This window comes from Nostoc sp. ChiQUE02 (assembly GCF_034531305.2).
Lineage (GTDB): Bacteria > Cyanobacteriota > Cyanobacteriia > Cyanobacteriales > Nostocaceae > Nostoc.
Genome location: NZ_JAVRBN020000025.1, coordinates 1 through 13,177 on the forward strand (window position 1 = coordinate 1; position 13,177 = coordinate 13,177).

Genomic DNA, 13,177 nt, shown 5'->3' on the forward strand with positions numbered 1-13,177 from the left:
CAACTTCCCTCTAGATTTGGCTGCTGGCGATCTTGCTCCTGTTGCTCTAACTGCTCCTGCTATCAACGGTTAATTCTGAAGTTTAGCTAAATCAAAAGGCGCTCTCCCAAAAGGGAGGGCGCTTTTTAGTGTCAACAACAATATTACTAGGAATAAAATAGTGATGATAACGCTTTTACATCATCACCGCTCATGTCATGGCATAGGATGGAAAAGAAGATCGGGTAAAAAATAATTAAAAATCGCCCAAGTAGAGAAGGCAACTGATATCGAAATAACGGCAAGAACAGGAGCAAGGGAAAGGTACTTAAAGAAATAGCCTTTTTGGTCGTTTGGTTTCTGCATATAGTACTCTGTAAAGAATAGTGAATGTAAGTTGAACTAGCGCGACGATAATTTATTTGTCTACGTTGCGTTTGGAAACTCCTATATAGAATCACAAGTTCAAGTTGTTCTTACAATCCAAGAATAATAACTAATACTTCACTACACTTCTAACCAAAGACTGGATAAATATTAAATTAATTAGTAATGTGAAATACAAAAAATTATCTGTTATTACTAGTTACATCAGAATCCGACTTTAACTTTGAAAGTATACTGAAACAGAAATATTTGTCTAGTAAAGCTTTTATACTCACCACAAACATCACATCAGGGATATAAAATCAGCTTGACCTATTTTCAGATGTTTCACTCAACCCAATGGGTAATTTACACTCTCAACTTTAACAAGCGGTTTTCATAAGTTATTAAGGAGAAGAATCAAGATGAAACGAGCCTTATTAGTAATCGATGTTCAAAATGAATACTTCACTGGGAAACTGCCAATAACATATCCATCAGGAAACCTAGATAATATTCTTCAAGTGATGAATATTGCTAATGAGAGAGGTATACCTGTGATTATCGTCAGACATACACAGCCGCCAGAAAACTCTGCCATTTTTAAACAGGGAAGTCCAGAATGGGAGCTTCATCCTGAAATTACTAAACGACCCTATGATCTCCTAATTGAAAAAAGTTTGCCAGGAAGTTTTACAGAAACTGAGTTAGAGACTTGGCTCAAAGAGAGGAGTATTGATACTGTGGTCATCTCTGGCTACATGACTCAAATGTGTTGTGATACAACTGCTAGACAAGCCTCTCATTTAGGTTTTTCTGTAGAGTTTCTTTCTGATGCGACAGGAACCCTCGCCTTCAAAAATAATGCAGGCGCTGCTACTGATGAAGAACTTCATAGGGCAACTTTAGTTGCCCAAGATAACTTTATTAGTAAGGTAATAGATACCTCTAAATGGATTAATAATATTGAAGATCCTAAGAAAATCCACTTGTAAGTTGTTACAGACAATAGGAGGTTTGACTTCAGTCTCACCTCCTGCATTTTTTACTAGAGACTTTCGAGAGTTTTCAGCACCTCTGCCGCTGACTGATATCGTTGAGTGAAGTCGAAATGTACCATTCTATTTAAAATAATAACCAACTCGTCTGTTGCGTCAGTTAGTTCGCGCCAATGTTGCCAAAACTGTTGATTGGCATCAGATTCACCTTCGATAATTATTTCACCAGTATTTGTGTCTCTGCGAAATTCTCTCGGATCTACCCCAGTTAAACCTTGTATTCCCATAATTCCCAACGCATAAATATCGCTATTTAGTTTTGGCAACCCGCTCATTTGTTCAGAAGGTGCATAATTAGGAGTACCAATTGAAATGGTCTGGGCTTCTTGCTGCTGAGGATGAATTTGCTTAACAGCGCCAAAGTCAATTAATACAATATGCTGATCTGATTCTCGCCTAATCAAGTTACTAGGTTTAATATCTCGATGGATTACGCCATAACTGTGAACAAAAACAAGCACGTGTAAAACTTCTTTGAGTATCTCCACAACTTCAGCTTGTTTTAGTCGCTTCCCAGAAGTTAGCTCTTTGTCCATAGCGTGCCCTCGAACAAATTCTTGCACGAGAGAAAATTGTCGATTTTCTTCAAAAAAAGCTAGCAGTTGGGGAATTTGTGGGTGCTTACCCAAAGTTTCTAAAATTTCTGCTTCGGCGTCGAATAGGCGTCTGACAACATTTAAATATTCTGCATCTTGGCGGGGAGGTCGCAACTGTTTAACCACACACTGCGGATTACCAGGGCGCTGGATATCGTCAGCCAAATAAGTATTGCTAAATCCTCCAGAACCCAAAGGTTGAGTAATTTTGTAGCGGTTGTTTAGTACCGTGTTTAGTGCAATTTCTTGCCCAATGGAATCAGCAATTACCGTTGGCGCTTCATTTGAGGCGTTGCCACGCTGCCGTAAAAGACCTTGCAATTCCACAATTAATTGTTGGTGTTCTTGAACCCGTTGGGTAATTTCTTGTTGCTCTTGCTTGCTTTGATAAGCACTATAGGCAAGGGTACTTCCGGCAGTCAATACTAACCCCAACGCCGGAGGTACTACTGGAAACCATCCAGCTTGGGTAAAAATGACATAATTGGCTCCAAATAACACTGCAAGGGCTGTTGCTCCTGCCAATCCTAAGCCTAGCGGATGTTGAATCCGCCATACCAACAACCCACCAATTGCAGTCCATCCCCATATCCAAAAGACTTTACCCCACTCAGGCAAAAACCAAAAAAGAGGCTGTTTGTTAAGAACAGCACTGAGAATTTGACTAACGCTGTGGGCATGTATTTCAATTCCTGCCATTTTGCCAGAATTATCTGATTTACCACTAGCAAATGGCGTATTAAAAATATCATTTAAACTATTGGCTGTTGAACCAATCAAAACGATGCGGTCTTTAACCAAATCTGGTTTAACTTGATTTGCAAGTACTTCTGTAATAGTTACCTGCTGGGCGACCTGATGACCAGAACGGTAGTTAAGCAGAATTTGGTAGCCATTTGTATCCGCTTTCTGATAACCGCCAGCATTATTTTGCAGTGGTTCAAATACAATATTTCGTAGTCTTAGTTCCTTTTTTGGAGTAAATTCTAGTTGGATGCCTCCAACTTCTAAATATTTGAGTGCTAGTTGTAAGCTAAAAGAATAGGTACTTTGACAAGAATCAGACTTATCTGCACTTACCAATAATAAGTTGCGGCGAATTGTGGCATCAGTGTCTTCTACGACATCATTAAATCCTACTCGCTCTGCTTCAACCCCTTTTGGGGGTGCTATTCCCGGATTGTTAGAACCAGAATGTTTGCAAATAGGAATGATGATATCGCTCTGCTGTAGGCGTTGCAGTAGCTTGTCATGACCGGGCTGTACTGGTAAGTCACGAAAAATATCTAGACCAATGGCTCGCGGTTCATATTCTTCAAGTTTGCCTAATACCCGGTCTAGAAGTTCACTAGATAGGGGCCAATTCCATTTTTGGATGTCTTTTTCAGTTAAAGCAACAATCAACAGACGAGAGTCTGGGCCTGAGTTGCCACGTAATTGCATCATCTGGTCGTAGACCTTCATTTCTAGAGGCTCGAAAACCCCAAGTTTTTGAATGCCTACTAGTAAAAGTGTAGCGATCGCACTTGAAAGAATAACTGGCTGTCTAAATAAACTTTTAAAATTTGCAACCATTTTTTTAAATAGGTTTTACTTTAAAATATATGTATATTTTTAGATTAATTTTTATTATTGAAATTATTCTATGCAATTTGCAACTTTTCAAAAAATATAGCAATCATATTTAACTTGCGAAAATTTCAAGACTCAGATTCCCGATTTCTTCAAGAAACCGGGAATTTTATTGTTTATGAATGATTAAGTATGGCTATATCGATTTAAGATAATGCACGATCGCCTCTGCTGTTGGCAAATTAGTTGCCAGTAAAACTTGATTAATAGTGCATAACCTTAGCAGTGCTTCTTCATTCGTTTGACCAGGCTGAGGTTGTAGCAAATCTCTCAGGAAAATAACTGCTAAAATTTCTCCTGCTCCAACCAATGAAGCAATTGTTTGATATCCTCCAGAAATTGGTGCGGCGGTTTGTTGACTAATAGTTATTCCCGCTTGTTGATGCAAGATTTCACTAACAGATGGCCACGTAATTGTAAAGCTCTGTGAGAAAAATTCTTGATGCTGAGAAACAAATTCAGCAAGTTCTGATTTCTTACTTTCGTGAGCGATGAGTACTATGTTTCTTTCAACGATTATTTGAGAAGGCTCACTTACATTTGTTTCTTCGGGAGTTTCATCAGATTCAGTTACTTCTGCTTCAGAAACTTCTGCAATAGTTTGACTGATGCTCTCAGATGCTTCAGTTTCTGTTGTTTCCAAAGATTCAATCTCAGCTGAGTCAGAAACTCCACTTACTTGTGCAGAAACATCATCAACATCTACACTGACTTCTTCAGTACTTGTATTACTCCAATCAATGTATTGATTGCTGACAACTTCCCCAACGGTATTATCAGGTGCAGTCGATGCTTCAGAAACTTCGCTTATTGTTTCATCAACAGCAGAACTAGGTTCTACTTCGTCAACATCTGCGCTCTCTTCTGCTGTAATTGGCCCATCCCAATCTACCGCTTCAACACTGTTATCCTGTGTAACTTGGCTCTCCTCCTCTGGTACTTGGCTTAATGTTTCTTGCTGCTGAATGTCTTCGTCTTGAGGAACTTCGCTGACAACCTCGTCAACATCTACACTAATTTCTTCTGTGACTGGTGTATCTAAATCTACTACTCCATTATGGGTGGCTTCGGGAACGGCACTCTCCTGTGCAGGAACTTCGCTGAAAATATCACGCGGCTGTACGAAGGTGACTTCTGCTTCCAGTGCTGCCTCTAACTCTGCATACTCATCGTAGGTAGATTCGGGAACGGTACTTTCCTGTGCAGAAACTTCGCTGAAAATATCACGCGGCTGTACGAAGGTGACTTCTGCTTCTAGTGCTGCCTCTAACTCTGCATCTTCATGGTAGGTAGCTTCTGGAATGGCACTTGTATCACGCCGCTGTACGAAGGTAGACTCTGCCGCCAGTGCTGCTTCAAACTCTGCAACCTCATCGTGGGTAGCTTCTGGAATAGCACTTTCTTCTTCAGGAGTTTCAATTATGTTTTCAGGCGCAACTATGGCGTCATCAGGTTCAGTCAAAGAAACTTCTGAGGCTTCGCTAACTTCTGAAACTTCTACTTCCTCAACATCTGTGCTGAGTTCTGGCGCAACTATTGTACGCAAATCCACAATTTCATCACGAACATCGTGTGGAACTTCGCTAACTGCTTCTGGTGGCTGAATGATGTTTTCAGAGATGACATCATCAGGTTGAGTAGAAACAACTTCTGAGATTTCGCTGGTTTCTAGGGAAGGAGAATTAATTTCAGGTGATTCTACTTCTTGACTAATTGGCGCTGGAACTTCGCTGACTACCTCAGGGGCTGGATTAGCAACGTTGGAAGTGCTGACATTTTCAGGCGATCGCGGCCGAGAAAACAGTGAAGGATCTATAATTCTAAAGACCGTCTCTGCTTGCTCATAAGCGGGAGCAACTGCTTCCAAGATCAAAACATAATCTGCAATCCGAATAATATCTCCATCGCTCAAAGAATATGGTCGATCTTTTTCAGCCTGTTTCCCGTTAAATATTGAGCCATTTCTACTGCCAAGGTCAGAAAAGTAGTAATTTCCACTTTTAACAAAAAACTTAGCATGTACCCGACTGATATCAGGGCTGTCTAGAACTAAATCAGAATCAGGAGAACGACCTATTAGCCATTCTCCTCTCGTTGGAGTTTCTGTGGTAAGGTCAACCTCATTGACTTCACTTAGATTTGGTGAGTAGCTAACTTTTACTTTCATATTAATTTTTGGTTAATTTTATTGATTTCTGCTACCCAGCGCTGACGGGTAGTATGTTCTAAATTTAAAATATCATCTTGTGACCAGTGAAAATGATAAGCAATAAAAGCTACCTCCTCATATAAAGTATCAGAGGGGTAGCTTACGACTCCCCCGCTAGTTCTAGCTCCACTGAAAATTGAGTATTACAGTGGGGGCATTGTGTCGGAATATGTACATCGCCTTGCTGATTGATTCGATTATAAAATTCTCGGAGATAGGCAATGTCATGTAAGAGCAGTCCTTCGAGTAAATCAGGGCTGACAGAGTTGAAACTGCCTAAGCGAGTAATAACCCGTGCAAGCATCACTAATACGCCGTAAGCTGGATTTTCCTGAACTCTGCGCTCTTGTTGCACCAAAATTTCATCTTTGGCGGTGGCTAAACGCATCACCCCATGACGATGTACTCGGTGTTCACTATCACTCAATCCTCTAGGAAGAGTGAAGGCAAATTCTGTGCAGAGAGTATCCTTTTTACGACGCATAGGTTATTTAATTTGGGCATTGAGCATGGAGCATTGAGAATAGGGGATGAGTCTCTGGCTGGTTCCCAGTCTGGGAGGCTTCGCCTCCAAGGGCTTGACGAGAGGCAGAACCTCTCGGAATACATTCCCAGCCTCCAGGCTGGGAACGAGATTAAACAAGCTTTTGGGGTTTTCTTAGTGCCATTCAGTATTGGGCATTGAGAATAGGCGATGAGTCTTTGAACTCCATTAATGAGTTTTTGCTCTCTGCTCTCTACTTCCCATTCCCAATGCCCAATGCCCCATTTAATTATGAAGCAGTGCTTCGGGAGAAGTTACTGTATCTTCCGGTATGGAAGTTTCGCTTTCCAAGCCATTGATTCGACGGTAAAAATCTTGGAGATAATTTAAATCTTGGGAAAAAAAGTTTTCCACGATTGCAGGGGTCACTTCTGATAAAGCACCCAAGTGGGTAATCACTCGCGACAAGATAATAATTGTGGCATAAACGGGATTAGCTTTAACGCGTGGGTCACGCAAGGGTGCAATCTCATCTATCGCCGTTGATAACCGCATTACACCCTTGCGGTGGAGGTTGCCTTCAGAGTCTAGATATCCCTTAGGCAGTGTAAATTCAAACTCTGTTGGAAACATAGTCCTCCTAATTACTTCACGCGTTTGAATTCCTCAAAAGCAACCTCTACCTCCTCAATTTCGATGTCATGGCTGCGGGCGTTGACATCGGCAATTTTGTAACTTGCGGGCCAAGCACCGGCTAATTCAAATCTAGCTACTTCTTGATTTGCCTGATTATAGATAGACAAAGCAACAAGTCTACGTTGCTCAGACCAATTACCCTTTTCGACTTTTTCAAACCACTTCCAAAAATCCATAGATTTGGTGGTACCTCTACGCAGAGTCAGATTACCACTCTTAGGATTGCTAGGAAGCTTAGTTCTCACCACCTGACCTTTTGACTGCCCTTTTGTACCCCAGGTTTGAGAAGTAACTTCACAAATTTCAATTACCTCTTGTGTTCTTTTGAAACCTTGACACTCCAAAAAGAAGCAGTTGGCATCGTTTTGACCTTCTAGAGTCAGTTCTAAATAGAACCGATGGGCTGTAAGAACTTCTGGAATTCGGCTTGCGGATTGTACCACTGTTAGTTACTGCAACTGCTAATTATTTGATCCGTTTAATTCCTTCGTGAACCAATTCAATGGTTTCATTCGCCATTTCACCACCAGAGGCAGTTAAGGTAGGTCCAGTGTATTTACAGGGATAACAATTGACAATGTTCCACCGTGCTTTTTCAGAGCCTTGTTGGTCGTAAGCAACTACCGAACCAGTCTTACGATTCTGTGCCCACTTCCGAGGATCGCCCATATCTTCGTTACAATCTTGATACCATTTATAAAGGTCTATATCATCAGTGGCGATGACTTTTACTGTGATGTTGGTAAATTTGACAACAGTTGGTGTAGCTTGACGCATTAGTTTAGCGCCCTTAGATGAACCGTGGACTTCTTGCGCTGGAGTATTTTCAACGCCTAGTCCGCTAATCTCTTTGATGAATTTATCCGTAATCCCATCAGCCTCGAAGTAAAATTTACAAGAGGTTAAAAATTCGCCTGCCATACTTTTAGACTCCTTTGTGTGTAGTTAATTTTTAAATGGGGAATTGGGCATGGGGCATCGGGCATTGGAAGATAAGGAGAATAAGACCATTCAATCTCCAATGCTTTAACTTAGTGCTATTCGCTATCTTCAATGCCATTCCATTGGCTGATACGGAAAACAACAAATTCAGCAGGTCTGACAGGGCAAACACCAACTTCGATGTACAAACGTCCTAAAATCCTGGTTTCTGGTGGGTTCAATTCTTCGTCACACTTCACATAAAATGCTTGTGCCGGAGATGCCCCAAACAAAGCACCTTCACGCCAGATGCGCTCTAAGAAATTACTGACGGTGCGGGTTACACGCGCCCATAAATCTTGGTCATTCGGTTCAAAAACTACCCACTGAGTCCCCAGTTCTAGGGATTTTTCGATATAGCTAATTAACCGACGCACACTGATGTAACGCCACTCTGTTTTATCTGGCTCAACTAAAGTGCGTGCGCCCCAAATGCGGATACCTCGGTTGGGGAAGTTGCGAATGCAATTTATCCCCAAGGGGTTTAATAGTTCTTGTTCGCGGAAGTTGGTGTCATAGCCCAAACCAATTACGCCTCTGGGGACTTCATTTGCAGGGGCTTTGTAAACTCCTCTGGTTTCATCGGTGCGGGCCCAAACACCCATCACATGACCACAAGGAGGTACTAGAATTGGATTACCGCGATCGCGTGGATTAGGTACTTTGATCCAAGGATAATAAAGGGCCGCAAACATCGAACGACGGTTAAATCTGTTCAACCATTCCACGACTTGTTGCGGTTTGACGGCTTCCGGTGGCGCATCAAGTACAACCATGCGGTTGGGCGGATTGGGAATATCGCCACTGGCAGAACCCTCGCACATACTAATCATCAGTTCGATGATGCCGTGGACTTGATCTAAATTCAGTACCTGCTCTTGATAAGCCCGCATCACATCAGGACAGGCTAGCATCGTGATTTCATCAACTTCAAAGATACCTCGTACCCCGGTGCGATCGTCTCGAACCCCTTCTAAATTTTGCGAAAATCTATCGGGTGGGGCGGCGACAATGGGCGGCGCTAGTTCATATTGACCATTCACGGGACGACGAGCTAAAGGTTGTCCGCTTTGAGTGATATCTTCTACGGTGACATACATGGAATTTCTCAATGCTGTCAGGGCATAAGTTGCGACTTGAGCATTAGGTTCGCGGTTCATGCTCAAGTTCTCATATTGCTCTAGAAGCTCATCTCCTCTACGAATTTGGATGGTAAAATATTCACCCGTATTTGGAGGCGCTTCTCCTTCAGTACCTTCGGGTAGAGCGCGGGGCGAACCATCAATAATAACGATATTTACTAATCCGCCTGCTGCTTGCTCAGGACGCAAAGTAAAGCGGAGGGCTGGACGATTACCTCTAGAGTTGATTCTGAGGGTAGCCGGTTCTGGAGTTGCTGGTCTGGGTGCGCCTGGTAACTGAGTCCCAATGCTTGTTATCCAGCAACGACCGCCACCATTCATAAAGTAGCCGTAGACTGAAAAGGGTAAATAAGCGTTGAAGTCGGTGAAGCCGTCAGAGTTGGGACGGGCAAAGTAGTTTAAGTATTGCGTCCAAGTGGTTACTAGCATGGGCTTGTATAACTCAGCCCCACCACGAACGTCTTCTGTAAAGCCTACAAATCCGGCAACTGCCGTGCTAACACCTTCAATTGGTCGGCTACCCCGGTCAATTTCTTCAATATAGACACCAGGAGCAAAGTAATCAAGTCTAGCCATGAAAGTTTCTCCAAGTCAGTAAAAATCTAATTATTCAGGAGTTAGAAATATTTCTTTGAAAGTATTACTTTGGTTATCTACTAACGCATTGACGTTTTGGGGTAAATAGCCAGGATGATTCAGAGTCAAAACATAATTACCTAAATGAAGGTCTTCAAAGAAGAACAGCCCTTCTTTAGTGGTTAATAGGGACTTTTCAGTTCCTCTCACAGCTACTTCTGCCGCTACCAGTGGCAGATTTGTCACCGCACTTTTGACAATACCCGCGATCGCAACTCGCCTAGTTATGACTAAACTGTCATTATCGCGAGACAATTGATTTCGCAAATTGAAAATTCGCTCCCAAACCAAAGGTACTGAAGTCGGTTGTGGCTCGAAGGGAATTGTTACTGTCAAATATAAGGCTGAACGCAATGGCACATTGAGAGCGCTCCATAAAGAGCCAATCTCAATTGGCGGCTCTAGGGCAACTGTCAGGTTCAAATTACCATAGCCCCGTAATTCAGGAACCAAAAACTCCTCTTCCAAGGTGCGATGGCGCAATAGCACGCTCAACGCCTCACTAATAAAGTGATGCTCACCTAAAGCTGTCCTATCCCAGGCTGTTAATAGCAGTGAAACATCAAACCAAGCGGGTGCCCAATTTACAGTGGCAGGTTGTAGAGCGCGTGTTAGCTTGCGTTCAACTTGCCTGCCAGAATGTTGTACCTGCTTACTCTCACGTATATCAAAAATATATAAATTGAGAGTCGGGCCTGCTCCCTCTTCCCTACGATTACCAGGATGGCTAAAGTCAATTTGCTCTGTACTGGTAAGTGAGGTTCCTCCAGCTAGAATTTCGGCTAAAGTTTGAAGAACGAAGATAAGCATGAAGGTGTTGTGCTGGTAGCTAATCCAGATGCATCTACAGTATATGTATCAGCCTTCTAAAGTTAATTAGACTTTTGTCGATATTTTGGGATTGGGTATTGGACATTGGTTAAGAATCAATAGTTCTTCTTCCCCTGCTTCTTCTGCCTTCCTTGCTCCCTCATCCCCACGTCCCCCAGAATGATGATTGAGAAGGCTGGAAAATATTAGCTTTTCAAGAATCCGAAAAGCAGTAACTTCAGTTTGTAGATTATTCTGGAGGAGTTTTAATTGAACGTACTACATTTTTTTATTGTGGGGTGAGCCGAAAAGCCCGCCCTAGTAGTCCACCAGACCAACTTTGATGGATGAATAAGTTCGTAGTGTACCCCTTTGGGCAAGCAAGCTACGCGTAGCGTCTTGTAGAGAGCACTTTAGTCCTTGGCTTGAGCGCTTTAGCGCTCACTACGAACCAAGCATTGTTGCCTTGCCAGAATACTATTTATCCAAGTGTTACAAATGACAAATGCTGTATAGTTATATATACTTAGGAAATGAAAAGTAGATGTGAATATAAACTTAATAATTCTTTGTATGAATTATCTAACAAGATAACTTAATAAAAAAATAAACATTACTGGGACTGCATAATTTTATACTGGTCAGCAGAAGAGTAAAAACGTTTGGTTGCAAAAAGCGAGTGAAGGTATGACACTAGGCTTTTCTGTACAAAAATTAGAAAATGGCTCTAATTATTTGAATTCCTCAGATATTCAGAGCTTTTGTCAGCTTCAATCTGAGCAATTAACTAGTCAATATCCAATTTTCCTCGCTCGGATTGTCTATCATGATTCATTATTGAGAGTTCATCAAGAGGTTATAAATTATGGTCAAGGACAAGCTCCTTTCTCCCCAAAAACTTTAGCTTATTTGCGATCAGAAGTATGGCTTACAGATTTTCCACCTGCTTTAACTTTACGTGAATTTAGACTTAAGGACTTTTCATCCATTTGTTACATTTGCCCCATAGGCTATAGAAATCAAAAACCTGAATACATTCAACTCATTACTCATGAACCTCTCTCAGAGAGTTTGCAATTATATATAAAACGCTCTGCTATGCTCCTGAGTAGGTATGTAGATATTTATTCAGACTATGGAAGACAAAAAACTGAAATTCAACTCCTAGAAGATATCCTGCATCGAGTAGGACATCAATTACGTAACTCTTTAGGACTAATAGGATTGTATGCACATAATTTATGCTTAGGGTTAGAGGATAGTCCTTGGCAAGAGCAAGCAACAATCATCGGCGAAAGTATACAAGATTTAGATACTAATTTAAATGAGCTTATTGATTGTGGGCAAGGTGCAAAATTAAGAGTAACACTTCAAGATTTAAGAAATTTGGTAGTTGAAAGTATCACAAATCTACAACCTCTAATTAATCAGAAAAAACTTAAAATATCGATTCCTGATACATCGACAATACTGAAAATAGACAGATTACAAATGAAACAAGTATTTGATAATATCCTCAGTAATGCTGTTCATTTCAGCCCTAATTTAGGAACTATCACCTGTAGCTGGCAAATTTTTCAAGATGAAGTTTTAATTAAAATTTCCGACCAAGGTCCAGGATTGTCTCAAGAAGATTTACAAAAAGTATTTACCCCATTTTATTCGCGGCGTAAAGGAGGCACAGGACTGGGTTTAACTATTGCTAAAAAAATTATTCTGGACCACCAAGGAAGTATCTGGGCGCAAGTTTTGTTAGAAAGTGGGGCACAATTTTCTTTAATTTTGCCTCGACCAAGGAGTGTGAATTAATTCATAATGACGCTCGTGAACTTGCTACCGCTTCTCTACGAGACGCTACACGAACGCTAACATAATAAAAATATGACTAATGATAATAAAAAACTTTCAGTTTTGCTGGTAGATGACGAAGAACGCTTTCGGCAAGGGTTACGTACTCTACTCAATTTTTATAGTATTAATTCTGCATTACCTGTAGAAGTTATAGGTGATGCGGATTCTGTTGATCAGGTTTTAAAGTTTACAGCCCAGAAGTGTCCAGATTTAATTTTGCTGGATATGCAATTGAAAGGATGTGATGGAATTACAGTTCTGGCACGTCTTAAAGAAACTGCTTATACTGGCAAGGTTTTAGTATTGTCGGCTCATCAAGAAGACGACTGGATTTTTAGAGCAATGCAGGCGGGAGCCGCAGGTTATGTGTTTAAAAATCGTTTAGCAACCCAATTGTGTGAAGCTATTGACACTGTAACTAGGTCAGAAATTTATCTACCCTCAGAAGTTGCTAGTCGATTTTTCCGGTTTTTTCAGGCTTATTCAGACTCTTGTATAAAAGCATGTCATGAGGTGCATTTAACCGAAAGAGAGCAAGAAGTTTTATACTGGTTAACTCAAGGTGCTTCTAATGAAGAAATCGCTAAACATTTATATGTAACAGTTGCTACTGTTAAGGCGCATCTCACCAGTATTTTTGAAAAATTGAAGGTTACTAGTCGGACTCAAGCTATTGTGGCTGCCCTCAAGTTAGGATTAGTTCACGCTTGAGCGCGACAGAAGTAATCGGCGCAATT

General features: G+C 41.3%; 14 protein-coding genes and 1 pseudogene. 5 read left to right on the plus strand and 10 right to left on the minus strand.

The genetic code is table 11. The features are described 5' to 3' along the window. Window positions 1-73: pseudogene (locus RM347_RS23040) on the plus strand (photosystem II protein D1); the annotation flags it as partial. 122 nt (window positions 74-195) lie between these two features. Here RM347_RS23040 and RM347_RS23045 read toward each other — a convergent pair. Continuing rightward, a complete protein-coding gene (locus tag RM347_RS23045) occupies window positions 196-345 on the minus strand; it encodes a PsaJ protein (RefSeq protein ID WP_322721027.1) in 150 nt (49 codons plus the stop codon). A 425-nt stretch (window positions 346-770) separates the two neighbouring features. On the opposite strand from RM347_RS23045, the gene RM347_RS23050 reads away from it, so the two are divergent. Beyond that, on the plus strand, window positions 771-1,340 hold the full coding sequence (locus RM347_RS23050) for a cysteine hydrolase family protein (RefSeq protein ID WP_322721026.1): 570 nt from the start codon (window positions 771-773) through the stop codon (window positions 1,338-1,340). Between the two features lie 53 nt (window positions 1,341-1,393). On the opposite strand, the gene RM347_RS23055 is transcribed toward RM347_RS23050, so the two are convergent. From RM347_RS23055 to RM347_RS23070, 4 genes are all read right to left on the minus strand, one after another. Then, window positions 1,394-3,574 carry a CHASE2 domain-containing serine/threonine-protein kinase gene (locus RM347_RS23055; protein WP_322721025.1) on the minus strand — a complete coding sequence of 727 codons (2,181 nt, stop codon included), beginning with the start codon at window positions 3,572-3,574 and terminating at the stop codon, window positions 1,394-1,396. Between the two features lie 193 nt (window positions 3,575-3,767). Next, a complete protein-coding gene (locus tag RM347_RS23060; RefSeq protein WP_322721024.1) occupies window positions 3,768-5,798 on the minus strand; it encodes an FHA domain-containing protein in 2,031 nt (676 codons plus the stop codon). Continuing rightward, window positions 5,795-5,977 (minus strand): DUF6760 family protein, encoded by a 183-nt coding sequence (locus RM347_RS23065; protein ID WP_083782463.1) that lies wholly within the window; start codon window positions 5,975-5,977, stop codon window positions 5,795-5,797. Before RM347_RS23065 ends, RM347_RS23060 begins: the two co-directional genes overlap by 4 nt. Further along, window positions 5,941-6,324, minus strand: coding sequence for a phage tail assembly protein (locus RM347_RS23070; RefSeq protein WP_322721023.1), 384 nt, complete (start codon window positions 6,322-6,324; stop codon window positions 5,941-5,943). The genes RM347_RS23065 and RM347_RS23070 overlap by 37 nt, the downstream gene beginning before the upstream one ends. A 12-nt stretch (window positions 6,325-6,336) precedes the next feature. On the opposite strand from RM347_RS23070, the gene RM347_RS23075 reads away from it, so the two are divergent. Then, window positions 6,337-6,525 carry a hypothetical protein gene (locus RM347_RS23075; protein ID WP_322721022.1) on the plus strand — a complete coding sequence of 63 codons (189 nt, stop codon included), beginning with the start codon at window positions 6,337-6,339 and terminating at the stop codon, window positions 6,523-6,525. Between the two features lie 84 nt (window positions 6,526-6,609). Here RM347_RS23075 and RM347_RS23080 read toward each other — a convergent pair whose 3' ends face one another. The 5 genes from RM347_RS23080 to RM347_RS23100 form a co-directional block, all read right to left on the minus strand. Further along, window positions 6,610-6,957 (minus strand): hypothetical protein, encoded by a 348-nt coding sequence (locus tag RM347_RS23080; protein ID WP_322721021.1) that lies wholly within the window; start codon window positions 6,955-6,957, stop codon window positions 6,610-6,612. Window positions 6,958-6,968: 11 nt separating this feature from the next. Beyond that, window positions 6,969-7,463: a phage tail protein gene (locus tag RM347_RS23085; RefSeq protein ID WP_322721020.1), complete on the minus strand. Its 495-nt coding sequence runs from the start codon at window positions 7,461-7,463 to the stop codon at window positions 6,969-6,971. Window positions 7,464-7,485: 22 nt separating this feature from the next. Further along, complete coding sequence (locus tag RM347_RS23090; RefSeq protein ID WP_069069276.1) at window positions 7,486-7,941, minus strand: phage tail protein; 456 nt, start codon at window positions 7,939-7,941, stop codon at window positions 7,486-7,488. Between the two features lie 116 nt (window positions 7,942-8,057). After that, complete coding sequence (locus RM347_RS23095) at window positions 8,058-9,719, minus strand: phage tail sheath family protein (protein WP_322721019.1); 1,662 nt, start codon at window positions 9,717-9,719, stop codon at window positions 8,058-8,060. 30 nt (window positions 9,720-9,749) lie between these two features. Then, window positions 9,750-10,589, minus strand: a complete 840-nt coding sequence (locus tag RM347_RS23100) for a Pvc16 family protein (RefSeq protein ID WP_322721018.1) — start codon at window positions 10,587-10,589, stop codon at window positions 9,750-9,752. 687 nt (window positions 10,590-11,276) lie between these two features. Between RM347_RS23100 and RM347_RS23105 the strand changes: the two genes are divergently transcribed. Then, entirely contained in the window at window positions 11,277-12,398 is a 1,122-nt protein-coding gene (locus RM347_RS23105) for a sensor histidine kinase (protein WP_322721017.1), read from the plus strand. 72 nt (window positions 12,399-12,470) lie between these two features. Then, entirely contained in the window at window positions 12,471-13,151 is a 681-nt protein-coding gene (locus RM347_RS23110; RefSeq protein WP_322721016.1) for a response regulator transcription factor, read from the plus strand. The last annotated feature ends 26 nt before the right edge of the window (window positions 13,152-13,177 follow it).